Source organism: Streptomyces sp. NPDC048751 (assembly GCF_043198595.1).
Taxonomy (GTDB): domain Bacteria; phylum Actinomycetota; class Actinomycetes; order Streptomycetales; family Streptomycetaceae; genus Streptomyces.
On sequence record NZ_JBICUX010000024.1, the window covers coordinates 24596 to 46484 of the forward strand.

General features: G+C 70.4%; 23 protein-coding genes. 10 read left to right on the forward strand and 13 right to left on the reverse strand.

Translation table 11 applies throughout. The features are described from left to right. Window positions 1–10 precede the first annotated feature (10 nt). The 3 genes from ACGFNV_RS43175 to argS form a co-directional block, all read right to left on the reverse strand. Window positions 11–259, reverse strand: coding sequence for a DUF397 domain-containing protein (locus tag ACGFNV_RS43175; protein WP_393630748.1), 249 nt, complete (start codon window positions 257–259; stop codon window positions 11–13). Further along, window positions 256–1083 carry a Scr1 family TA system antitoxin-like transcriptional regulator gene (locus ACGFNV_RS43180; protein ID WP_393630750.1) on the reverse strand — a complete coding sequence of 276 codons (828 nt, stop codon included), beginning with the start codon at window positions 1081–1083 and terminating at the stop codon, window positions 256–258. The genes ACGFNV_RS43175 and ACGFNV_RS43180 overlap by 4 nt, the downstream gene beginning before the upstream one ends. 104 nt (window positions 1084–1187) lie before the next feature. Beyond that, window positions 1188–2951, reverse strand: coding sequence for an arginine--tRNA ligase (argS, locus tag ACGFNV_RS43185; protein WP_393630752.1), 1764 nt, complete (start codon window positions 2949–2951; stop codon window positions 1188–1190). A gap of 145 nt (window positions 2952–3096) precedes the next feature. Between argS and lysS the strand changes: the two genes are divergently transcribed. Then, the gene (gene lysS / locus ACGFNV_RS43190; protein WP_393630754.1) at window positions 3097–4839 is read left to right on the forward strand and encodes a lysine--tRNA ligase; all 1743 of its coding nucleotides are present in this window, start codon (window positions 3097–3099) and stop codon (window positions 4837–4839) included. Between the two features lie 47 nt (window positions 4840–4886). Here the strand turns inward: lysS and ACGFNV_RS43195 are convergent, their stop codons facing one another. The 3 genes from ACGFNV_RS43195 to ACGFNV_RS43205 all read right to left on the reverse strand — a co-directional run bounded on the left by ACGFNV_RS43195 (window position 4887) and on the right by ACGFNV_RS43205 (window position 8301). Then, window positions 4887–6209 (reverse strand): DUF2637 domain-containing protein, encoded by a 1323-nt coding sequence (locus tag ACGFNV_RS43195; RefSeq protein ID WP_393630839.1) that lies wholly within the window; start codon window positions 6207–6209, stop codon window positions 4887–4889. Between the two features lie 183 nt (window positions 6210–6392). Next, window positions 6393–7325 (reverse strand): DUF3558 family protein, encoded by a 933-nt coding sequence (locus ACGFNV_RS43200; RefSeq protein ID WP_393630755.1) that lies wholly within the window; start codon window positions 7323–7325, stop codon window positions 6393–6395. A gap of 118 nt (window positions 7326–7443) precedes the next feature. Then, complete coding sequence (locus ACGFNV_RS43205) at window positions 7444–8301, reverse strand: DUF3558 domain-containing protein (protein WP_393630757.1); 858 nt, start codon at window positions 8299–8301, stop codon at window positions 7444–7446. Between the two features lie 206 nt (window positions 8302–8507). Between ACGFNV_RS43205 and ACGFNV_RS43210 the strand changes: the two genes are divergently transcribed. Next, complete coding sequence (locus ACGFNV_RS43210) at window positions 8508–9701, forward strand: RtcB family protein (RefSeq protein ID WP_393630759.1); 1194 nt, start codon at window positions 8508–8510, stop codon at window positions 9699–9701. A 240-nt stretch (window positions 9702–9941) separates the two neighbouring features. On the opposite strand, the gene ACGFNV_RS43215 is transcribed toward ACGFNV_RS43210, so the two are convergent. Genes ACGFNV_RS43215 through ACGFNV_RS43225 form a run of 3 tightly spaced genes read right to left on the reverse strand, consistent with a single transcriptional unit; the run spans window position 9942 to window position 11490 of the window. Then, window positions 9942–10715 (reverse strand): IS982 family transposase, encoded by a 774-nt coding sequence (locus tag ACGFNV_RS43215; protein WP_393630760.1) that lies wholly within the window; start codon window positions 10713–10715, stop codon window positions 9942–9944. Continuing rightward, entirely contained in the window at window positions 10712–10858 is a 147-nt protein-coding gene (locus ACGFNV_RS43220; protein WP_393630761.1) for a hypothetical protein, read from the reverse strand. Before ACGFNV_RS43220 ends, ACGFNV_RS43215 begins: the two co-directional genes overlap by 4 nt. Window positions 10859–10866: 8 nt before the next feature. Beyond that, window positions 10867–11490: a class I SAM-dependent methyltransferase gene (locus tag ACGFNV_RS43225; protein ID WP_393630763.1), complete on the reverse strand. Its 624-nt coding sequence runs from the start codon at window positions 11488–11490 to the stop codon at window positions 10867–10869. 63 nt (window positions 11491–11553) lie between these two features. On the opposite strand from ACGFNV_RS43225, the gene ACGFNV_RS43230 reads away from it, so the two are divergent. Continuing rightward, on the forward strand, window positions 11554–12216 hold the full coding sequence (locus tag ACGFNV_RS43230) for a TetR/AcrR family transcriptional regulator (RefSeq protein ID WP_393630765.1): 663 nt from the start codon (window positions 11554–11556) through the stop codon (window positions 12214–12216). Between the two features lie 38 nt (window positions 12217–12254). Here ACGFNV_RS43230 and ACGFNV_RS43235 read toward each other — a convergent pair whose 3' ends face one another. Continuing rightward, complete coding sequence (locus ACGFNV_RS43235) at window positions 12255–13511, reverse strand: GNAT family N-acetyltransferase (RefSeq protein WP_393630766.1); 1257 nt, start codon at window positions 13509–13511, stop codon at window positions 12255–12257. A gap of 41 nt (window positions 13512–13552) precedes the next feature. Then, window positions 13553–14329: an SDR family NAD(P)-dependent oxidoreductase gene (locus ACGFNV_RS43240; protein ID WP_393630768.1), complete on the reverse strand. Its 777-nt coding sequence runs from the start codon at window positions 14327–14329 to the stop codon at window positions 13553–13555. Window positions 14330–14458: 129 nt separating this feature from the next. Between ACGFNV_RS43240 and ACGFNV_RS43245 the strand changes: the two genes are divergently transcribed. Next, window positions 14459–14893 carry an ester cyclase gene (locus ACGFNV_RS43245; protein ID WP_393630770.1) on the forward strand — a complete coding sequence of 145 codons (435 nt, stop codon included), beginning with the start codon at window positions 14459–14461 and terminating at the stop codon, window positions 14891–14893. A gap of 9 nt (window positions 14894–14902) precedes the next feature. Here the strand turns inward: ACGFNV_RS43245 and ACGFNV_RS43250 are convergent, their stop codons facing one another. Further along, window positions 14903–15238: a YnfA family protein gene (locus ACGFNV_RS43250; RefSeq protein WP_393630772.1), complete on the reverse strand. Its 336-nt coding sequence runs from the start codon at window positions 15236–15238 to the stop codon at window positions 14903–14905. Window positions 15239–15380: 142 nt separating this feature from the next. Here ACGFNV_RS43250 and ACGFNV_RS43255 point away from each other — a divergent pair, with 142 nt between their 5' ends. Next, window positions 15381–15854, forward strand: a complete 474-nt coding sequence (locus ACGFNV_RS43255; protein ID WP_133933091.1) for a helix-turn-helix domain-containing protein — start codon at window positions 15381–15383, stop codon at window positions 15852–15854. Between the two features lie 56 nt (window positions 15855–15910). Here ACGFNV_RS43255 and ACGFNV_RS43260 read toward each other — a convergent pair whose 3' ends face one another. Next, the gene (locus ACGFNV_RS43260; protein ID WP_393630774.1) at window positions 15911–17329 is read right to left on the reverse strand and encodes an MFS transporter; all 1419 of its coding nucleotides are present in this window, start codon (window positions 17327–17329) and stop codon (window positions 15911–15913) included. 109 nt (window positions 17330–17438) lie between these two features. Between ACGFNV_RS43260 and ACGFNV_RS43265 the strand changes: the two genes are divergently transcribed. From ACGFNV_RS43265 to ACGFNV_RS43285, 5 genes are all read left to right on the forward strand, one after another. Beyond that, on the forward strand, window positions 17439–18527 hold the full coding sequence (locus ACGFNV_RS43265; protein ID WP_393630776.1) for an LLM class flavin-dependent oxidoreductase: 1089 nt from the start codon (window positions 17439–17441) through the stop codon (window positions 18525–18527). Continuing rightward, on the forward strand, window positions 18524–19120 hold the full coding sequence (locus ACGFNV_RS43270; protein ID WP_393630778.1) for an FMN reductase: 597 nt from the start codon (window positions 18524–18526) through the stop codon (window positions 19118–19120). Before ACGFNV_RS43265 ends, ACGFNV_RS43270 begins: the two co-directional genes overlap by 4 nt. Window positions 19121–19250: 130 nt before the next feature. Continuing rightward, the gene (locus ACGFNV_RS43275) at window positions 19251–20003 is read left to right on the forward strand and encodes a response regulator transcription factor (RefSeq protein WP_393630840.1); all 753 of its coding nucleotides are present in this window, start codon (window positions 19251–19253) and stop codon (window positions 20001–20003) included. Further along, window positions 20004–21434 carry an ATP-binding protein gene (locus tag ACGFNV_RS43280; protein WP_393630780.1) on the forward strand — a complete coding sequence of 477 codons (1431 nt, stop codon included), beginning with the start codon at window positions 20004–20006 and terminating at the stop codon, window positions 21432–21434. Between the two features lie 91 nt (window positions 21435–21525). Further along, entirely contained in the window at window positions 21526–21864 is a 339-nt protein-coding gene (locus tag ACGFNV_RS43285; RefSeq protein WP_393630781.1) for an STAS domain-containing protein, read from the forward strand. The last annotated feature ends 25 nt before the right edge of the window (window positions 21865–21889 follow it).

The following is a 21889-nucleotide window of genomic DNA, read 5'->3' on the forward strand; positions in this document are numbered from 1 at the left end:
ACCCCCACGGTCACTTGGTGGCGTGCGTGAGGAAAGCGGCCCAGGCGGAGGGGGCGACGTGGAGGGTCGGGCCGCTGTTCTCCGGGTTCTTGGAGTCGCGGATGTGGATGGTGTGGGGGCAGGCGGCGACTTCGAGGCACTGGCCGCCCTCATCGCCGCTGTAGCTCGACTTCCGCCAGACGTACGCGACTTCGAGGCATTGGCCGCCTTCGCTGCCGCTGTAGGTCGACTTGAACCACTGAAGCGCTTCGCTGCTCATCGCTCTCCTAGCAGGCGGTCGAGTAGACCCGCGGAGTCCTGGGTTGTCAGGGCCTGCGTCCGCAGCATCGCATACTTGCGGGCCAGGATGGACACCTCATCCGGGTCGGAAACCCACTGGCTACCGCGCTGCGACTCGGTGTACGCGAGGTGCTGATGGTCCGGCGTTTCCAGGAGTGTGAAGGGGCCGTTCAACCCAGCGTGGTGCGGACTGTTCAGCGGCAGGAACTGGAGAGCCAGGCCCGGAAGTTCGGCCAGCTCACGCAGGTGGCGAAGTTGCCTGCTCCGTACCTCCGGTGTGCCGATCTCCTGCCGAAGTACCGGTTCCCACACCACGAAGCTGAGCGTGGGCGGGTTCTTGCGGTGCAGGATCTCCTGACGCTTGACGCGGGCCGCAGTCCGGGTCTCGACCTCGTCCTCGTCGTACGCCGGGACGCGTTCCCGCAGGACGGTGCGGGCGTACTCCTCGGTCTGCAGGATGCCCGGCATCACCGCGGTGTCGAACCACGACAGGGCGATCGCCTCCCGCTCGTGCTCGATGTACAGCTCCGCCCACATCGGAAACTGATCGATCTCGGGCAGGTTGGCGACCCCCGCCGCCAACAGCCCCCGTGTCCCCAGAATCTCGTCCACCAGCTCCGCCAGATCCGGCTTCAGTGGTCGTCTGCCTTGTTCGATCGACGCGACCGTCTCCTCGTCGACCATCAGCCGCTCGGCGAGTTCACGCTGGGTGAGGTTCGCGGCGCGGCGGGCCGTGCCGAGTTGGACGCCCAGCATCTTCAGGGCCGAGAGGTTCTTCTTGTGCGCAGGCTTCCGGGAGTTCATGCCCGTCCAACTCCCCGTGCCTGCCGTACGTGACTCCGTGGCAACCCGTACAAAACATCCGTACGGCCCGTTGCCGGACCGTACGGATGGTGAGTTCCCCGGGGTCAGAGACGCTCGGGCGTCCTGATGCCCAGCAGGCCCATGCCCTTGTGCAGCGTGCGGGCCGTCAGGTCGACGAGGAACAGGCGGTTCTCCACCTGCTCCGGCGTCTCGGCCTTCAGGACCGGGCACTGGTCGTAGAACGTCGTCAGGTGCGTGGCCAGCTGGTACAGGTACGCGGCCAGCTTGTGCGGCTCGTACGCCGACGCCACCTCCAGCACCGTCTCGCCGAACCGGTCCAGGTGCAGGCCCAGTGCCCGCTCCGCCGGGGCAAGCGCGAGCTCCGGGTGGGCCGCGGGACGTGCCTCGCCCGCCTTGCGCAGGATCGACTGGATACGGGCGTACGCGTACTGGAGGTACACGGAGGTGTCGCCGTTCAGCGAGACCATCTGGTCCAGGTCGAACTTGTAGTCCCGCACGGCGGAGGTCGACAGGTCGGCGTACTTCACGGCGCCGATGCCGACGTACCGGCCGTTCTCCTCGATCTCCTGCTCGGACAGGCCCACCTTCTCGGCCTTCTCGCCGACCACGGCCGTGGCACGCTCGACCGCCTCGTCGAGGAGGTCGACCAGCCTGACCGTCTCGCCCTCACGGGTCTTGAACGGCTTGCCGTCCTTGCCGAGGACCGTGCCGAAGGCGAGCTGGACGGCCGTGACGTCGTCGTTCAGCCAGCCGGCGCGGCGGGCGGTCTCGAAGACCATCCGGAAGTGCAGGGACTGGCGGGCGTCCACGACGTAGAGAAGGGTGTCGGCCTTCAGGTTGAAGACACGGTCGCGGATCGCGGACAGGTCGGTCGCCGCGTAGCCGTAGCCACCGTCCGACTTCTGCACGATCAGCGGGACCGGATTGCCTTCCGGGCCCTTGATGTCGTCGAAGAACACGCACAGGGCGCCCTCCGAGCGGACCGCGACACCCGACTCCTCCAGGAGGCGGCAGGTCTCGTCGAGCATGTCGTTGTAGCCCGACTCGCCGACGATGTCCGGGTCCCGGATCTCCATGTCCAGCTTCTCGAAGACGGAGAAGAAGTAGATCTTCGACTCGTCGACGAACTTCTGCCAGGTGGCGAGCGTGTGCGGGTCACCGGCCTGGAGGTCCACCACCCGGCGGCGCGCCCGCGTCTTGAACTCCTCGTCGGAGTCGAAGAACTTGCGCGCGGCCTTGTAGAGGCGGTCGAGGTTCGACATCGCCTCCTCACCGGTCACCTCGGAGGCCTTGTGGTCCAGCTCGTGCGGGTGCTCGTCCAGGTACTGGATGAGCATGCCGAACTGGGTGCCCCAGTCGCCGATGTGGTGCCGCCGGACGACGGTCTCGCCCGCGAACTCCATCAGATGGACCAGCGCGTCGCCGATCACCGCGGACCGCAGGTGACCGACGTGCATCTCCTTCGCCACGTTCGGCTGGGCGTAGTCGATGACCGTCGTGCCGGTCCGCTCCGGGAGGGACACGCCGAGGCGGTCCGTGTCGGCGTACCGCGCGGCGAGGGTCTCGGTGATCGCCCTGTCGCCGATGGTGATGTTCAGGAAGCCGGGTCCGGAGACCTCGACGTCCTCGATCAGTTCACCGGTGACGACGTGGGAGACGACCTGCGTCGCCAGCTCCCGCGGGTTCGCCTTCGCCTTCTTGGCCAGCGCGAGGATGCCGTTGGCCTGGAAGTCGGCCCGGTCGCTTCGTCGCAGCAGCGGGTCCGCGGAGGCCTCCGGCAGGGCGGCGGAGATGGCGGAGGTGAGCTGCTGCTGGACGGAGTCGCTGAGGGACGTGACCGGGGCCATATGAGTGGGTGCCGTTCTCCTCGTGGGGTCGATGGGCACAGCCAGTATCCCACGGTGCGTAAAGCGGTTTTCCTGGGCGCGACGCCGTCTGGGAGAATGGGCCCACCATCAAGCCTTCAGCCATCAGCTCTCAGTAAAAGAGGACGTGCCGATCGTGGCTCAGAGCACCGAGACCACCGACTGGGTCTCCCGTTTCGCGGATGAGGTCATCGAGGAGTCGGAGCGTCGGGCCCCGGGCAAACCGGTCGTCGTCGCGTCCGGCCTCTCACCCTCCGGCCCCATCCACCTCGGCAACCTGCGCGAGGTCATGACCCCCCACCTCGTCGCCGACGAGGTCCGCCGTCGGGGCCACCAGGTCCGTCACCTCATCTCCTGGGACGACTACGACCGCTACCGCAAGGTGCCCGCGGGCATCGCCGGGGTCGACGACTCCTGGCAGGAGCACATCGGCAAGCCGCTGACCTCCGTCCCGGCCCCCAAGGGCTCCGCCCACCCCAACTGGGCCGAGCACTTCAAGGCCGCGATGATCGAGTCGCTGGCCGAGCTGGGTGTCGAGTTCGACGGGATCAGCCAGACCGAGCAGTACACCTCCGGCGTGTACCGCGAGCAGATCCTGCACGCCATGCGGCACCGGGGCGACATCGACGCGATCCTCGACCAGTACCGCACGAAGAAGGCCCCGGCGAAGAAGCAGCAGCAGAAGCCGGTCGACGAGGCCGAGCTGGAGGCCGCCGAGGGCTCCGGCGCGGCGGGCGAGGACGACGGCAGCTCCGGCTCCGCCGGGTACTTCCCGTACAAGCCGTACTGCGGCAACTGCGAGAAGGACCTCACCACCGTCATCGCCTACGACGACGACAGCACCGAGCTGACGTACACCTGCACCGCGTGCGGCTTCTCCGAGACCGTCCGGCTGAACGAGTTCAACCGCGGCAAGCTGGTCTGGAAGGTCGACTGGCCCATGCGCTGGGCGTACGAGGGTGTCGTCTTCGAGCCGAGCGGTGTCGACCACTCGTCCCCCGGGTCGAGCTTCCAGGTCGGTGGGCAGATCGTCGGGATCTTCGGCGGGAAGCAGCCGATCGGGCCGATGTACGCGTTCGTCGGCATCTCCGGGATGGCGAAGATGTCGTCCTCCCGGGGTGGCGTCCCGACCCCCGCCGACGCGCTGAAGATCATGGAGCCGCAGCTGCTGCGCTGGCTGTACGCCCGCCGCCGGCCCAACCAGTCCTTCAAGATCGCCTTCGACCAGGAGATCCAGCGGCTCTACGACGAGTGGGACAAGCTGGACGGCAAGGTCGCCGACGGTTCCGCGCTGCCGGCGGACGTCGCCGCCCACGCGCGTGCGGTGCGTACGGCCGGCGGTGAGCTGCCGCGTACGCCGCGGCCGCTGCCGTACCGGACGCTGGCCTCCGTCGCCGACATCACCGCCGGGCACCAGGACCAGGCGCTGCGCATCCTGTCCGACCTCGACCCGCAGAACCCGCTCGGGTCGCTGGAGGAGGCGCGGCCGCGCTACGACAAGGCCGAGGCGTGGATCAACACGCACGTTCCCGCCGACCAGCGGACCATCGTGCGGGACGAACCCGACGCCGAGCTGCTGAAGTCCCTCGACGAGGCGTCCCAGCAGTCGGTGCGGCTGCTGCTGGACGGGCTGGACTCGCACTGGTCGCTGGACGGGCTGACGCACCTTGTGTACGGCGTGCCCAAGGTGCAGGCCGGGTTCGCCGCGGACGCCACGCCCAAGGAGCTGCCGCCGGAGATCAAGACCGCTCAGCGGTCGTTCTTCGCGCTGCTGTACCACCTGCTCGTGGGGCGGGACACGGGACCGCGGCTGCCTACGCTGCTGTTGGCTGTGGGGCAGGAGCGGGTGCGGGCGCTGCTCGGGGAGTAGCCAGAGGCTGAGAAAGGGGGCCCTCCACAAGGAGGGTCCCCTTTTTTTTACGCGATGTGGTCTTCTTCGAGTTGCGCGTTGTGGCGGTCGGTGAAGCGGCTGACCATGCGCTTCGCGTCCTCTGCGGGGAGAGTGAGGCGGAACTCGGCTTCCACGTTGTCGATGAACTCACGCGGGGTCGGGTAGCCGCTGCCGCTGATCGACTGCTTGAAGACCTGGTAGTACGACTCCTCGTCCGGCTCCATGGGCGGGGTGCCGCCGCCTTCGCCCAGCTCGCGAGTGCGGCCCGGGGTGACCGGGATGGGGAAGCTGCCGGTGTCCTCCGGGGAGGGGGGTGCGGCGTACTGGGCCTGGGGGTCCGGGGGCTGCTGCTCCTCGTACCACTGCTCGTACTGTTCGTCGGGGTCGTACGAGGGGTCGTAGCCGCCCTGGTACTGGATCTCGGCGGGGGGCTTGAACCACGGGTTCTCTTCCGGAGCGGGCTCGTAGTCGAGTTGCCCGGGGTTCTGGGGGCCGGAGGGGGACTCGAGGCGCTGCTCGCCGGGAGGTGCCGCCTTCTGTGGGACGGGCGCCGCCCCAGCGGCACGATTGCCCGCAGCTGCGGCGGTGTCTGCGGCGATCTCGCGGTTGCCCGGAGCCGGAGCGTACTGGGCGGGGGCGTCGGCCGTGGTCAGCTCGGGGTGCGGGGCCGGTGGGATCAGTGCCGGTTCGATGCCCGCCGCTGCCAGGCCCGCCGGAGCTGTTTCCGCCAGGGGTACGCCGTACCTGGCCAGGCGCAGGGGCATCAAGGACTCCACCGGGGCCTTCCGCCGCCAGGCTCGGCCGAAGCGGGAGCGGAGGCGGGCCTGGTAGACGAGGCGTTCCTGTTCGAGCTTGATGACCTGGTCGTAGGAGCGGAGCTCCCAGAGCTTCATGCGGCGCCAGAGGAGGAACGTGGGAACGGGGGAGAGGAGCCAGCGGGTGAGGCGGACGCCCTCCATGTGCTTGTCGGCCGTGATGTCGGCGATGCGGCCGATGGCGTGCCGGGCCGCTTCCACCGCCACCACGAACAGGACCGGGATCACCGCGTGCATGCCGACGCCCAGCGGGTCCGGCCAGGCCGCCGCGCCGTTGAACGCGATCGTGGCCGCGGTGAGCAGCCACGCCGTCTGGCGCAGGAGCGGGAAGGGGATGCGGATCCAGGTCAGGAGGAGGTCGAGGGCGAGCAGGACGCAGATGCCCGCGTCGATGCCGATCGGGAAGACGTAGCTGAAGTTCCCGAAGCCCTTCTTGAGGGCCAGCTCGCGAACGGCCGCGTACGAACCCGCGAAGCCGATCCCGGCGATGATCACTGCGCCGAACACGACCACGCCGATGAGAACGCGGTGCATCCGAGTGAGCTGCATGGGCGCGGCCACCCGTACTCCCCTCCCCTTGCGTGTTGTTGCGCGGAACAGGGTGGCACATGTGTCCGGGGAACGCGTGGTCGGTACGGGCGGAGCCCGGCCCCCGAGGGGGGCCGGGCTCCGTCAAACAGCCGCTCCGAGCAGGGAGTTGACCGCCAGGTGTGACAGTCAGCTCTTCTTTGCCGCTGACTTGGAAGGGGAGGCGCTCGCGGACTTCGACGGGCTCGCCGACGGATCCTTGGACGCCGACTTCGACGGCGTCGGGCTCGCCGTGCCCGCACCCGAACCGGAGCCCGAACCGGAGCCTGCGCCCGAACCGGATCCGGAGCCGCCCTCGCCGTTCGCCGACGAGACCGCCGCCACGGCCTCCTTGGCCGCCTTCTCCGCCGCCTTCGTCAGGTCCTCGGCGCTCGGCGCCTTGTCGCCGGCCAGGCCCGCACCGTTGTAGTCGACGGTGACGACGACGTTCTCGACGCGCGACACGACCGTCTGCTGCTTGAAGCTGCCTTCCTTCTTCTTCAGGTCGTAGCGCACCAGCGTCGCCTCGTCGCCCGTACCGGCGACCGGCTGCGTCTTGCTGTCCTTCGCACCCGGCACCGCCTGGGCGTCCTTGATCTGCGACGCGTAGTACTCCTGCGCCAGCTTGTCGCCCGCGCCGCGCGTGGCGTCCGAGTCGAAACGCAGCATCGACACGTTCAGCCAGCGGAACTGGGAGCCCTTCACACCGTTGTTGGCGAGGCTGCTCCAGGAGCAGCTGCCCCGGGTCGAGGCGTCGCTCGACTTGCCCTCCTTGCCCGACTTGGCCTCGGGCACCAGGTCTTCGAGGGTCTTCTTCGCCAACGCCTTGCACGAGTCGGGCAGCGTCCGGTAGGCGGCCGCCTGCACGGTCGGAGACGCGCTCGGGGACACGCTCACCTCACTTCCGGCCCCCTGCGTCGCGGCGTCGGCGGCGCCGGAGTCGCTGCCGGAGTCGGAGGAGCAGCCGGCGGCCACCAGCATCACGGGGACGGCGGCCGCACTGACAAGGACGCGGTTCAGACGCCTGGCTCGCTTCGCTGGCTGGTCTCGCTGGGCTCGTCGCTGCATGGTTCCTTCACTCATGACGCTCGTGGTTCCTGCGGTCGGATCGGGTCCGAGGGGCCACGGTACGCGGTGAAGGAGCTGTGTGTTCTCTCTTTGTGACCTTCGCGGCAGTTGACGGGGTCGCGGTGAAGGGGCGTCAGCTCGACAGCGACTCGGCCAGCTGGGCGGCCAGTTTCCGCGCGTTGTCCTGCATTTCCTCGCTGTCCGGGACGACGCCCACCGTCGTCGGCTGCTCCATGTACTCGATCGTCACGATCACGTTCGACGTGCGGAACGCCACAGTTACCGTGCGCTGCTTGGCCGTCGAACCGGAGCTGCTCAGCTCGTCGTCGAGGAACGCCTCGTCGCCGAGGTCCGTGAGGACGCGGGGCTGGAGGTCGGTCGCGGTGGCCGTGTCGGTGGCGGAGGGGCCGGAGGAAGGGGCGGTGGAGCCCGAGGGCGAGGGGGAGGCGGGGGACGTGGACGCCGAGGGGGACGGCGAGGCGCCGGCGCCGGTGGAGGGGGACGCCGTGTCGTCGCTGCCGCCGGAGGCGGAGACGGTCGGCTCCGGGAGGTCGGCCGCGGTCTGCTTCGCCGCGAAGAGCTGCTCGGCCTGGTTGTCGTCGCTGACCGCGTTGTCGTAGGACACCACGCGCTCGAAGTCGACGAGCAGATGGTCGGTGGCGTCCGTGGCCTGTACCTTCCAGCCGCAGCCGACCTTGCGGTCCGTGTTGTACGTCAGGGTCGCCTCCCCCTCGTACGCCTTGTCCCGCTGGTCGGGGTCGGTGATCTGCTTGAGGCCGGGCAGCATCGCGTCGAGGGTGTTGTGGCCGACCGCGCCGCACGGTTCGGGGAGCGAGGTGTACTTGCCGGGCTGTGCCGCGGGGGAGGCCGTACCGGCGTCGCCGGGGTTGGAGTCGTCCGTCGTGCCGCCGTCGTCCGAGCTGCCCGTGCAGCCGGCGAGGAGCGCCGCGAGGAGCGCGACGACGCCGGATACGTACGCCTTCCGCTGCACGGTCAGGCTCCTCTCGACGGTGTGTCCGCACGTGTCTCTGCCAGTGTCCCCGCTGGTTATTCGCTTGCCGCGCGGGGGCTGCGCCTGCAGACAATGTGTATCGCACGCAGAGCTGTGGACGCCGGTCCGTTGTCCTTTTTCCATGACCTTGGCGCTGGTTTTGCGACTTGATACTTCTGCTTGTTTTCCGGGGGAATGAGGACGATATGTCGTACGTGGAGATGCCGGGCGCGAAGGTTCCGATCCGCATGTGGACCGACCCGGCGACCGTCGAGGAGGGCGCGCTCCAGCAGCTGCGCAACGTGGCGACCCTCCCGTGGATCAAGGGCCTGGCCGTCATGCCGGACGTCCACTACGGCAAGGGGGCGACCGTCGGGTCCGTCATCGCCATGCGGGGGGCCGTGTGCCCGGCCGCGGTGGGCGTGGACATCGGCTGCGGGATGTCGGCGGTGAGGACGTCGCTCACGGCGAACGATCTGCCGGGGGATCTGTCCCGCCTGCGGTCGAAGATCGAGCAGGCCATTCCGGTGGGGCGGGGGATGCATGACGACGCCGTGGATCCCGGGGGCCTGCACGGGTTCGCGACCGGCGGGTGGGACGACTTCTGGGGGCGGTTCGACGGGGTCGCTGATGCGGTCAAGTTCCGTCAGGAGCGCGCCACGAAGCAGATGGGGACGCTTGGATCCGGCAACCATTTCGTCGAAGTCTGCACGGATGTGACCGGTTCTGTTTGGCTCATGCTTCACTCCGGTTCCCGGAACATCGGCAAGGAACTGGCCGAGCACCACATCGGAGTTGCTCAGAAGCTGCCGCAGAACCAGGACCTGGTCGACCGCGACCTCGCCGTCTTCATCGCGGACACCCCGCAGATGGCGGCGTACCGCAACGACCTGTTCTGGGCGCAGGAGTACGCGAAGTACAACCGCTCGATCATGATGGCGCTCCTCAAGGACGTGATCCGCAAGGAGTTCAAGAAGGCGAAGCCGACCTTCGAGCCGGAGATCAGCGCGCACCACAACTACGTGGCCGAGGAGCGCTACGACGGCATGGACCTGCTCGTCACCCGCAAGGGCGCGATCCGGGCCGGCTCCGGTGAGTACGGGATCATCCCCGGCTCCATGGGCACGGGTTCGTACATCGTGAAGGGCCTCGGCAACGAGAAGGCCTTCAACTCGGCGTCGCACGGCGCGGGCCGTCGCATGAGCCGCAACGCGGCCAAGCGCCGCTTCTCGACGAAGGACCTGGAGGAGCAGACGCGGGGTGTGGAGTGCCGCAAGGACTCCGGTGTCGTGGACGAGATCCCGGGCGCGTACAAGCCGATCGAGCAGGTCATCGACCAGCAGCGCGACCTCGTGGAGGTCGTGGCGAAGCTGAAGCAGGTCGTCTGCGTGAAGGGCTGAACGTTCGCTCCCGCGACGGGCCCGGGCCGATCCTCGGCCCGGGCCCCTAGGCCGTGTCTGACAATTCCCGTCTGCCTCGCGACGCCATGCACGCACTCTCGGCGCACCGGGCGCAGACCCGAGTACGCCCAGTACGAGGGTCTACGCCCGGCACGCCGAGAGCACGCACCTGACGCCGCGAGGCCGCCCTCCGGGCGACGACGGGAATTGTCAGACACGGCCTAGATGATTGATGCGCTTTTACGCGCTGGTCAGCTGGGTTGGGTGGTCGTAGTGGATCAGCGACCGTTTCCTCTCGGCACCGCAGGCCCAGTTGTGCCAGATCGCAGCGTTGAGGGCCAGGAGACGCTGGAGCACCCTGGCCCACAGGCCCGAGAGAACCCGGCCACCGTGGGCCTCCAGGCCGAGCTGGCCCTTGAGGGTCCAGTTCACCGACTCGATGCGCTGGCGGAGCCACTGCGGAAAGATCCCCGGGTCCGTCTCGTCCTTGCGGGCAGGGCGCACCACGGTGATCCCCAGGGCGGCCATGTCGGCTGCGAAGTCGGCTCCGGCGAAGCCCTTGTCGCACACGCCGGTGACGCCCGGTTCGGGCCGGTTCTTCTCCAGCGCGAACATCATCCGCACCCCGTCGCGCTCCTTGACCAGTTTCGGGTTAACCAGAATGAAGCCGGTGACCAGGCCGTCCGGGGCACACACGAGCAGCAGCTCGGCGCCCCAGTAGAAGCGGTGGTGGGACTTGTCCATGCCGTAGCCAGCCCATCCGGCCAGGTCGGAGCGTTTCGCGGTCTCCCGCGAGGCGCCGCAGGGCACCGGGGTGCCGTCCCACAGCCGGACCATGTCAGCGCTCGACGGGGTCCGGGCCGCCAGCCAGCGCAGGGCCGTCTCCATCAGGTCGCCCGCTGTACGCACGCGCCGGTTGTACTCGCTTTGCGACAGCAGCCGCGGAAAGAGGTGCCCGACCAGGGCAGGGGCGGAGCGCAGCCAGTGCCGTTCGTCGTTGAACCGCAGCATCACCTGGGCGACGGCCAGGCCACCAGTTCCGCGTCGTTCACCTTCAGCGGATGGCCGGGGCCGAACCGCGGCCCGTGCGAGGGGATGATGCAGTCATCCAGCTCGACGTACAGTGCGGTGAGGAGAGTGTTTAGGTCGGTGTTCACGGCGACGCTCACGCCGCGGCGGCGCGGTGCAGCGTGAACCAGAACGTCGGGACCGGGTTCGTGCCGGGCGTCACGTCGGCCAGCTGCCACCCAGCGAACCTGGCGCGGAGTTCGTCCGCAGTGACGCCGGACCACGAGTCGTCAAACGCCCCGGGCCCGTACCCGAACATCAGCAATCGTGCGCCGGGGGCGGCGCGCTTGGTGAGGCCGGCGGCGTAGGCGTCGCGGCGGTGCGGTGGAATCCCGCAGTAGCAGCTCAGGTCGAAGAACAGATCGTACGGGCCGGGCACGCCCACCTCGTCGAGCCGGGTGGCGTCCCCGCACAGCACCGTGACGTCCGCTCCGGCCGCGGCGGCCTTCTCCCTCGCCTGCCGGACCGCGCGGTCGACCAGGTCGACGGCCGTCACCCGCCAGCCGTGCCGGGCCAGGTACACCGCGTTGGTCCCGGTGCCGCAGCCGAGTTCGAGGACCTGGCCTGGCATCAGCGCGCCGGGCCCCTCTATCAGGGCCACCAGCTCGGGCGGCGTGACGCCGCTGTCCCACGGTGGCTTGCCGTCCCGATAGAAGTCCTCCAACACGCGGCGCACGGCCGCCTCTTGGTCGAGCTCCGCAGCCGTCCGAGTCTCACTCATCGCCACCCCTCCAAGAAGTTAGAGTCTCACTCTAGTGAGTGACTCTAGAGATAGACTCCCGGCATGGATGCGGTCAAGGGATCCGACAAGCAAAACGTCAAGCGCCCCGACAAGCGGGCCGAGCGCTCGCGGCGCACCCGCGAAAAGATCGTCGCGGCGGCGCGGGACCTGTTCATCGCGCAGGGGTACGGAGCGACAAGCCTTCAGGAGGTTGCGGACCGCGCAGGCGTGGCTGTTCAGACCGTGTACTTCGTGTTCCGCAACAAGCGCGCGTTGTTCAAGGACGTCGTCGACATGTCCATCGCGGGCGACGCTGAACCGGTCGCCACGATGGACCGCGACTGGTTCCGCGCCGCGTGCGCCGAGCCCACCGCGGCCGGGCAACTGCGCGCCCACGTGCGGGGCGTGCGCGACATCCTCGGCCGAGTCGCCCCGATCATGCCGCTGATCGCGGCCGCCGCGGCCACCGACCCGGAGATCGCCGCGCAGTGGCCCGCCGGCCCCGACCCGCGCTACACCGTCCAGCACGCTGCAGCGGAGGCACTGACCTCCAAACCCGACGCCCGCCCCGACGTCGACACCGCCCGTGCCGCAGACCTGCTGTACGGGCTGCTCAGCCCGGACCTATACCTGATCTTTGTCCGTAACCGGGGCTGGTCCCCCGACGCCTGGGAGGAGTGGGCCTGCACGGCCCTGACTGCCCACCTCTGCACTGACCACGAGTAGGACTCAATAGACCGGAAAGCACATCAATCATCTAGCCGTCATCCCAGCCGTTTCTCCAGCAGCGTCACCGCGTACGGGCTGCCCGTGCCGCCGTCCTTCGCGCGTTGTTCACCGACGACCGTGTAGCCGGCCGACTCGTAGTACGTGCGCAGGCGGGGGTTGGCGGAGAGGCAGTCGAGGCGGGCGTAGGGGCGGCCGGTGGCCGCGATGCGGGACTCCGCCCGGGCCAGCAGCCGGCGGCCGGTGCCGGGCGGGGCCGTGTGCGGGGTCGTCATCAGGCGGTGGACGTAGCCCGCGTCGGGTGGGCGGGGGCCCCAGGCAGCGGGGTCGGTCCACCACAGTTCCCAGCCGCCGACCAGGTGGTCGCCGGCGTACGCCAGCCAGACCTCGCCGTCCCGCATGACCTCGAGGAAGTGGGCCTCGTCCTTCTCACCGGGCTGCCACTGGACGATGCCCCGGGCGATCTGCCACAGGGCCGCCGTGTCCCGGAGACGGACGAGGGTGGCGGCGTCGGACGGGGTCGCCCTGCGGTACGTCAATGCCGGCCAGGCGGTGGGGAGCGGCTCCAGGAGCTTGGCGCGGAGGGTCTCGGAGAGGGCCTGCGCGTTCAGTCCCAGGGCCTGGGACACGTACGCCTCCGGGGAGCCGTAACGGGCCCTGAACGCCTCCAGGTACAGGCGCATCGCCCGCTCGGGAGCGCGGCCGAAGCCCGGCCAGTCAGGGGTGCGGCCGGCGTTGCGGGCGCGCCAGTCGGCGAGGAGGGCCCGGGTGGCCAGTTCCGTGAGGCTGAAGTCCTCGGTGATCGTCGGCTCGGGGACGCCCAGGAGGCCCAGGACCAGGGCCGCCAGCTGGCCCGTGCGGTCCTTGCCCGAGGCGCAGTGGAAGACGAGGGGCTCGTCCGTCTCCGCCACGAGTTCCAGGGCCGCGCGGATCTCCTTCGTGCCGTCCTCGGCGACCTCCAGGTAGCGCTCGGCCAGGTAGGGGCCGGGGTCGACGTCGGGGGTCTGGGCCGCCTGGTCGTAGGGCCGGTGCTCGATGCTGAGGTTGTGGTAGGTGAAGGACGCGTCCGCCGGTACACGGCCCCACCGGTCCGCCTCCCACGGGTGGCGCAGGTCCACCACGGTACGGACGCCCAGCGAGAGGAAGCGGTCCCAGTCCTCGGTGCCGGGGCTCAGCTTGCCGAGGGAGTCCGAGCGGAAGAGGCGGCCGGGGCGGACGCGGAGGCCGTCGGCGGTCCGGTAGCCGCCCAGGTCGCGGAAGTTGTGCAGCGACTCGAAGGGTATGTGTCTGTCCACACGCACCGACCCTAGAAGATCAACGCTCTTCTGATCCGGCGTCAGAGTTCCCTGTGGACCTTCGTGTTGGACGCCTGGGCGCGAGGACGGAGGACCAGCAGGTCGACGTTGACGTGGCTGGGGCGGGTCACGGCCCAGGTGATCGTGTCCGCGACGTCGTCCGCCGTGAGCGGCTCGGCGACGCCCTCGTAGACCTTCTCCGCCTTCTCCTGGTCGCCGCTGAAGCGGGTCAGCGCGAACTCGTCGGTCTTGACCATGCCGGGGGCGACCTCGATGACCCGGACCGGTTGGCCGACGATCTCCAGGCGCAGGGTCTCGGCGAGGACGTGGGCGCCGTGCTTGGCGGCGACGTAGCCCGCGCCGCCCTCGTACGTGCCGTGGCCCGCGGTGGAGGAGACCACGACGACCGTGCCGTCGCCGCTCGCGACCAGCTTGGGCAGGAGGGCCTGGGTGAGGTTCAGGGTGCCGATGACGTTGGTCTCGTACATCGTGCGCCAGTCGGCCGGGTCGCCGGTCGCGACCGGATCGGCGCCCAGCGCGCCGCCCGCGTTGTTGACCAGGACGCCGATCGTCTTGAAGGCGGTGGCGAACTCGTCGACCGCCGCCCGGTCGGTGACGTCCAGCTGGTACGCCGTCGCCGAGCCGCCGGCCGCGTTGATCTCCTCGGCGAGCCGCTCGATGCGGTCCTTGCGGCGCGCGGTCAGGACCACGCGGTAGCCGGCCTCGGCGAGCTGTCGGGCGGTGGCGGCGCCGATCCCGCTGCTCGCACCGGTGACGACGGCGATGCGGGAGGCGGCGGACGGTGCGGCGGTGGCCATGGGGGTGCTCCTCGGGTCCTCGGGCGTGCGTACGAGCGGCTTTCGGCGCCCAGGATAGGTGGCGGGGGCATACGTACGGTCGCGTGAGAAAATCTGAGTGGGTGATCCCCTGACGCATGGAGGTGGATCATGGGTGAAGCACGTGAGGTCATGGACCGGCTCACCGAGGCGCTCACCACGGAGGCGGACCCCAAGCTCATCGCGGAGCTGTACGCCCCGGACGCGGTCGCCGTCACCCCTGACGGCGGGGAGCTGCACGGGCGCGAGAACATCGCCGACTACTGGCGTCAGATGACCGAGATGATCACCGACGCCCGCTACGAGCCGGTGTTCTCGTACGAGGTCGGCGACACCGCGATCGACGAGGGGTTCTTCCACGGCAGGAACACGGGACCGATTCCGCTGCCGTCGGGGGAGTCGGTGCCCGCCACCCAGAGGGAGCTCAGGATCCGCGGGGTCGACTTCGCGAAGGTGGCGGACGGCCGGATCGTCAGTTACCGGCTGTACTTCGACCAGATGGAGCTCCTGGGGCAGCTGGGGCTGCTGCCCGAAGAACTGCTGTGAGGCCGTCCTTCAGTCTCCTCGCGGTGCCCACATGATCACGGCCATGCCCGCGAGGCAGATCAGTGCGCCCGCGATGTCCCAGCGGTCGGGGCGATAGCCGTCGGCGACCGCGCCCCACAGGAGCGAACCGGCGACGAAGACGCCACCGTACGCGGCGAGGACGCGGCCGAAGTGGGCGTCCGGCTGGAAGGTGGCGACGAAGCCGTACGCACCGAGGGCGATCACCCCGCCCGTCATCCACAGCCAGCCGCGATGCTCGCGCACGCCCTGCCAGACCAGCCAGGCGCCGCCGATCTCGAAGAGCGCGGCGAGGACGAACAGGGCGGCGGAGCGGAGGACGAGCATGCGTGCAGCCTCCCACGGCGCTCGGGCGGGGTTCTACGTCACCTGATGGAGGGCGCCTGTGGGCCGTCTCGCGGGGGATACGTCGCCCGCCTCCCACTTCCGACTACGATCACCGCACGGCGCGAACAAAGGGGTGCAGGCCATGTCCGGGAACGCGCGGTCGCGACTGCTGGACGAGCTGTCCACCGTCTCGCGCCGCTACATGGCCTCGTACGCCCTCTTCAACCAGGCCGTCGCCGACCACATCGGGCTGCACCCGACGGATCTGCAGTGCCTGAACCTGCTCACGCTGGAACGCGAGCCGGTGACGACGGGCCGGGTCGCCGAGCTGACGGGGCTGACCACCGGGTCGGCCACGCGGCTGGTGGACCGGCTGGAGAAGGCCGGGTACGTCGTGCGGGAGCGGGACGCGGAGGACCGGCGGCGCGTGCTCGTGGCGACCGTGCCCGAGAAGATCGCGGAGTTCGGCCGCGTCTGGGACCGGCTGGGCGGCAACTGGGTCGCCCTCTTCGGTGACCTCGACGACACCGAACTCGCCCTGATCATCGGGCACATGCGGCGGACGGTGGAGTTCAGCGGAGAACAGATCGCCCGGCTCCGGGAGGGGCGCGTCTAGGGCGGGACTTTCGCAACCCGCCCCAGGGCCTTCCGAGGCACCGGCAGCGACAGGCCCTAGTGGTGCTGCTCCCGCGGTGCCCTGCGCGGCAGCAGTCGTACGAGGGGCAGGCACACGGCGATCGCGGTGGCGACCACGGTGAGGCTCAGGTTCATGGCGTGGGCCTCACCGGCGGCGGTGGCGTGGAAGTAGACGGTGGTCACGGCGGCCGCGCCGGTCGCGTTGGCGAGTTGCTGGACCGCGCCGAGGGAGCCGCTGGCGCTGCCCGCCTCGTCGGGGGCGATGTCGCCGATGGTGACGTCGTAGACCGTGCCGAAGCAGGTGCCCATGCCGAGGCCGATGACGAGCAGGGGTGGGATCAGGGCCCAACCGCCCGTCCAGTCGGCGGTGTTCATGGCGAGGAGGCAGCCGCACCCGGCCAGGATGATCAGGAGTCCGATGAGGACGAGGCGGCGCCCGAGGGTGTGGATGAGCCGGTAGCAGGCGATGGAGGCGACGACGATGCCGGCGGACAGCGGGATCAGGCCGAGCGCGGTGCCCGCGGGGGTGCGGCCGAGGCCGCGCTGGAGGTAGAGGGAGACGGCGTAGAGGAGGCCGGCGACCGCGGCGTTGACGACGATGCCGAGGAGCAGGCCGGAGGTGAAGCCGCGGTTGCGCAACAGGGTCGGCTGGATCAGCGGATGGGCGGCGGTGCGCTGGCGCTGACCGAAGCCGGCGAACAGGGCGAGGCCCAGCAGGAGCAGGGTGAGCGGGCGGGCGGTCCAGCCGTGTGCGGAGCCGTCGATGAGGCCGCCGAGGAGGCCGAGCATCGCGCCGCCGAGCAGGGCGGAGCCCGGTGCGTCGATGACGGTGGCCGGTGCCCCGCTGTCGCGGGGGAGCAGGCGGAGCGCGGCGAACAGGGCGCCGCCGCCGAGAAGCAGGTTGATCAGGAACATCGGGCGCCAGCCGAGGCCGCCGAGGTCGGCGTCGACGAGGAATCCGGCGAGGATCGGGCCGCCGACGGCGGACAGGCCCATCACCGGTGCGAAGAAGCTGAAGGCCTTGCCGATCTGGTCGCGGGGCCAGGTGGCGGCGAGGATGCCGAAGCCCTGCGGGATGACGAGGGCCCCGAAGGCGCCCTGGACGAGCCGGGCGGCGACGAGTTGCTCCGGGTTCCGGGCGAGGCCGCAGGCCAGGGAGGCGACGACGAACCCGGCGAGTCCGGTCAGGAACAGGCGCCGGCGTCCGTACTTGTCGCCGAGCCGTCCGCCGGGCACGAGCAGCACGCCGAGCGCGAGGGCGTAGCCGGCGCCGAGCCACTGGACGAGGGCGGGGCCGCCGCCGAGGTCGGCGGTGATGGTCGGGGCGGCGATGTTGGTGATCGTGGCGTCGAGCAGGTCGAGGACGTCGGCGGCGAGGACGACGGCGAGGATCGCCCAGCGGGTGTGGGCGGAGAGGGACGGTCTTTCTTTTTCGTCATGCAGTATCTGCGTCACGCAGATAAATATGGTCGAGGGGGCCGGGTGGGTCAACCGGAATAACGGGGCGAGGGCGATCGTTCAGCGGTATAGTTGAACGGTCAACAACTTTGGAGGTTGAGCGACCATGCAGTTCGGGATCTTCAGCGTCGGCGACGTCACGCCGGACCCCACCACGGGCCGCACCCCGAGCGAGCGCGAGCGCATCAAGGCCATGGTCGCCATCGCGCTGAAGGCGGAGGAGGTCGGCCTCGACGTCTTCGCCACCGGCGAGCACCACAACCCGCCGTTCGTGCCGTCGTCCCCGACGACCATGCTCGGATACGTCGCGGCCCGCACCGAGAAGCTGATCCTCTCCACCTCGACCACCCTCATCACCACCAACGACCCGGTGAAGATCGCCGAGGACTTCGCGATGCTCCAGCACCTGGCCGACGGGCGCGTGGACCTGATGATGGGCCGTGGCAACACCGGCCCGGTCTACCCGTGGTTCGGACAGGACATCCGGCAGGGCATCAACCTCGCCGTCGAGAACTACGCCCTGCTGCGCCGGCTGTGGCGCGAGGACGTCGTCGACTGGGAGGGGAAGTTCCGCAGCCCGCTGCAGGGCTTCACCTCCACGCCCCGCCCGCTGGACGGCGTCCCGCCGTTCGTCTGGCACGGCTCGATCCGCTCACCGGAGATCGCCGAGCAGGCCGCGTACTACGGCGACGGCTTCTTCCACAACAACATCTTCTGGCCGGCCGACCACACCAAGCGGATGGTCGAGCTGTACCGGTCCCGGTACGCCCACTACGGGCACGGCACGGCCGAGCAGGCGATCGTCGGCCTCGGCGGCCAGGTGTTCATGCGGAAGAACTCCCAGGACGCGGTGCGCGAGTTCCGGCCCTACTTCGACGTCGCGCCGGTCTACGGGCACGGGCCCTCCCTCGAGGAGTTCACCGACCAGACCCCGCTGACCGTGGGCTCCCCGGAGCAGGTCATCGAGAAGACGCTGAGCTTCCGGGAGTACGCCGGTGACTACCAGCGTCAGCTGTTCCTCGTCGACCACGCCGGGCTCCCGCTGAAGACCGTCCTGGAGCAGATCGACATGCTCGGTGAGGAGGTCGTGCCGGTGCTGCGCGAGGAGTTCGCCAAGCGGCGGCCGGCGGGCGTGCCCGAGGCGCCGACCCACCAGTCCCTGCTCACCGCCGCGCAGAAGGAGACCGTCGCATGAAGCTCGTCGTCGTCTCGGCGGGGCTGAGCGTCCCGTCCTCGACCCGGCTGCTGGCCGACCGGCTGGCGTCGGCCACCGCGGGCCGGACCTCGGCCGAGGTCCGGGTGGTGGAGCTGCGCGACCTCGCCGTGGAGATCGCGCACCACTTCACCAACGGGTTTCCCGGGAAGAAGCTGGCCCAGGCGCTCGACGCGGTGAGCGGGGCCGACGGGCTGATCGTCGTCACCCCGGTGTTCTCGGCGTCGTACAGCGGGCTGTTCAAGTCCTTCTTCGACGTCATCGACCCGGACGCGCTCAGCGGGAAGCCGGTGCTGATCGCCGCGACCGGCGGCAGCGCCCGCCACTCCCTCGTCCTGGAGCACGCCCTGCGGCCGCTCTTCTCCTACCTGCGGGCCGTCGTCGTACCGACGGCGGTGTACGCGGCCTCGGAGGACTGGGGCGCGGAGGGGCTGCCCGAGCGGATCGAGCGGGCGGCCGGGGAACTGGCGGGGCTGATGACGGGGCTGTCCGCGGCCCGGCCCGCCAAGGGCGCCGCCGACCTGGAGGTCGTACCGTTCGCCGAGCAGCTCGCCGCGCTGCGGCCCACGGGGTGAGAAGACGGTAGGGGGGCCGGATCGGGTTGGCTTCCGGACGGTGAGAGGCCGGTAAAAAGGGTGGTCGCAGTAGCCCTCGCCCCGGCCGTACCGTCGCAGGCCGGGGCACACTGGGGGCGTGCCCCAGACAGTGCTCCTCGCCGAAGACGACCGCGCCATCCGTCACGCCCTGGAACGGGCCCTGACGCTGGAGGGCTACCGGGTCACCGCGGTCGCCGACGGCGTGGAGGCGCTGGCGCACGCCCACAAGACCCCGCCGGACGTGCTCGTCCTCGACGTGATGATGCCCGGCATCGACGGCCTCCAGGTCTGCCGGGTGCTGCGCGCCGAGGGCGACCGCACGCCGATCCTCATGCTCACGGCACTGGTGGAGACCGCGGACCGTATCGCCGGTCTGGACGCGGGCGCCGACGACTACGTGGTCAAGCCGTTCGACGTGGAGGAGGTGTTCGCCCGCCTGCGCGCCCTGCTGCGCCGTACCAGCCCGGTCGGCTCCGGCAGCGCCACGAACTCGGTCGGCGTCGGCGGCTCCGCCGGTGAGGCCGTCACCCCCGAGGCCCACAGGGAGCCTCTCCCGGCCGGCCGTCACGTCGAGGCCGCCGGGCTGCGCATGGACCCGCAGGCGCGGCGGGCCTGGCGCGGTGGCCGTGAGCTGGAGCTGACCCGCACGGAGTTCGAGCTCCTGGAACTGCTGGTCCGCAACGCGGGCATCGTCCTCGACCACTCCACCATCTACGACCGGATCTGGGGTTACGACTTCGGCCCCGGCTCCAAGAACCTCGCCGTGTACGTCGGCTACCTGCGCCGCAAGCTCGACCAGCCCGGCGCACCGCAGCTGATCCACACCGTGCGGGGCGTGGGTTACGTGCTGCGGGAGGACTGAGTGGGCCGCCTCGGGCGGCTGTCGGCGAGACGGCGGGCCCACCTCGTCTCCCTGCGCACCACCTTCGCGGTGTCCTTCGCGGCCGTCACCGCCGCCGTCACCGTCCTCGTCGGCATCCTGTCCTACAGCGCGGCCGCCCGGCTGGTGCGCGTGGACCAGCAGTCCGTCTTCGACGAGGTCGTGCAGGATCTGCGGGACGAGGTGCGCCAGCACCGGATGACCTCCGACGACTTCTCCTCCTCCGCCCCGGGCCACGACCTCGTCCGCCCGGCCCGCACCGACGTGCAGGTGCTGGGCCCCGACGGCGGGGTGGTCGACCCGGGCAGCCCGGGGCTGCCCGTGACCGTCGACGACCGGAGGATCGCGGCCGACACGAGCGCGGGGCGGCTGGCCGAGCACAAGGACGTCGACGTCGGCAGCGACATCTACCGGGTCGCGACCGTCTCGCTCGGCGGGGGGCGGGGCGCGGTGCAGGTGGCGCAGGAGTTCAGCGACACCGAGGACCTGCTGCGGGCGCTCCAGCAGCGGACCCTGGTGCTGATGATCGCGGTGGTGGTCGCCGCGGGCCTGGTCGGCTGGTGGCTGGCCCGGCGCATCACCCGGCGCCTGATCGTCCTGACCTCGGCCGCCGAGGACGTGGCGCGCACCCGTCGGCTCGGTATCGACGTCCCCGTCACCGGCTACGACGAGGTGGGCCGCCTCGGCCGGGCCTTCGACCACATGCTCGGCCGCCTCGCCCAGTCGGAGGAGGACCAGCGCCGCCTGGTGCAGGACGCGGGACACGAGCTGCGGACGCCGCTGACCTCGCTGCGGACGAACATCTCGCTGCTGCGGCGCATCGACGAGCTGCCCCCGGAGACCCGTGAGGACCTGGTCGCCGACCTCACCCAGGAGGCCCGCGAGCTGACCGACCTGGTCAACGAGCTCGTCGACCTCGCGGCCGGGCAGTCCGACACGGAGGTGCCGCGGCGGGTCGACCTCGCCGACATCGCCGAGGAGGTCGCGGGCCTCGCCCGCCGCCGTACCGGGCGGGAGATCGTGCTCCGCACGAGCGGCGACACCACGACGGACGGACGGCCGGCGATGCTGACGCGGGCGGTGTCGAACCTGGTGGAGAACGCGTCGAAGTTCGACCGCGAGGGTACGTTTCCCGTCGAGATCGCGGTGACCGGTCTCGACGCCCCCGGGGCCGCGGTCCGTGTCGAGGTCCTGGACCGCGGGCCCGGCATCGCGGAGTCCGACCTGGTCCGCGTCTTCGACCGCTTCTACCGCGCCGCCGACGCCCGCTCCCTGCCCGGCTCCGGCCTCGGCCTGTCCATCGTGCGGGAGGTGGCGCTGGCCCATGGGGGAGCGCCGTTCGCCTTCCGGCGGGAGGGCGGCGGGACGGTGATCGGGTTCACGGTGGGCGGGGAGCCGGGGGCGCGCGGTTAGGGCGGAACTCCCGGTCCTCGGTGAGCGGGCCGGCGGGCCGGGCGTGGAGAATGGGGGCTACACCGTTGCACTGGCTGCCGAGGAGGTCGCCGTGGCAGACGAACACCCCGTGCGGGCCGGGACGGGGGCGGTGAGGATCGCCGAGGTCGACGGAGGGCACGCGGTTCTGGCCTTCACCGGTGTCCTGGACGCACACACGCTGTCCGAGCTGGAAATACTGCTTCTCGACCGGCGACTGGAACAGGCCGATGCCTGGACGCTGGACATGAGCGGTCTGGAACGGCTCGACCTCTCGTGCGCCTTCGCCCTGATGCGTGCGGCGACCCGTGCGCCGGAACCGGCCGCGCTCACGGTGCGCGGCGCCCGCCGCCCCGTCCAGCGGACGCTGCGGCAGGCGGGCGTCGAATCGGTGGCGACGATCGAGGAGTAGCCGCGAGGAGCGGCCGCCCGGCTCA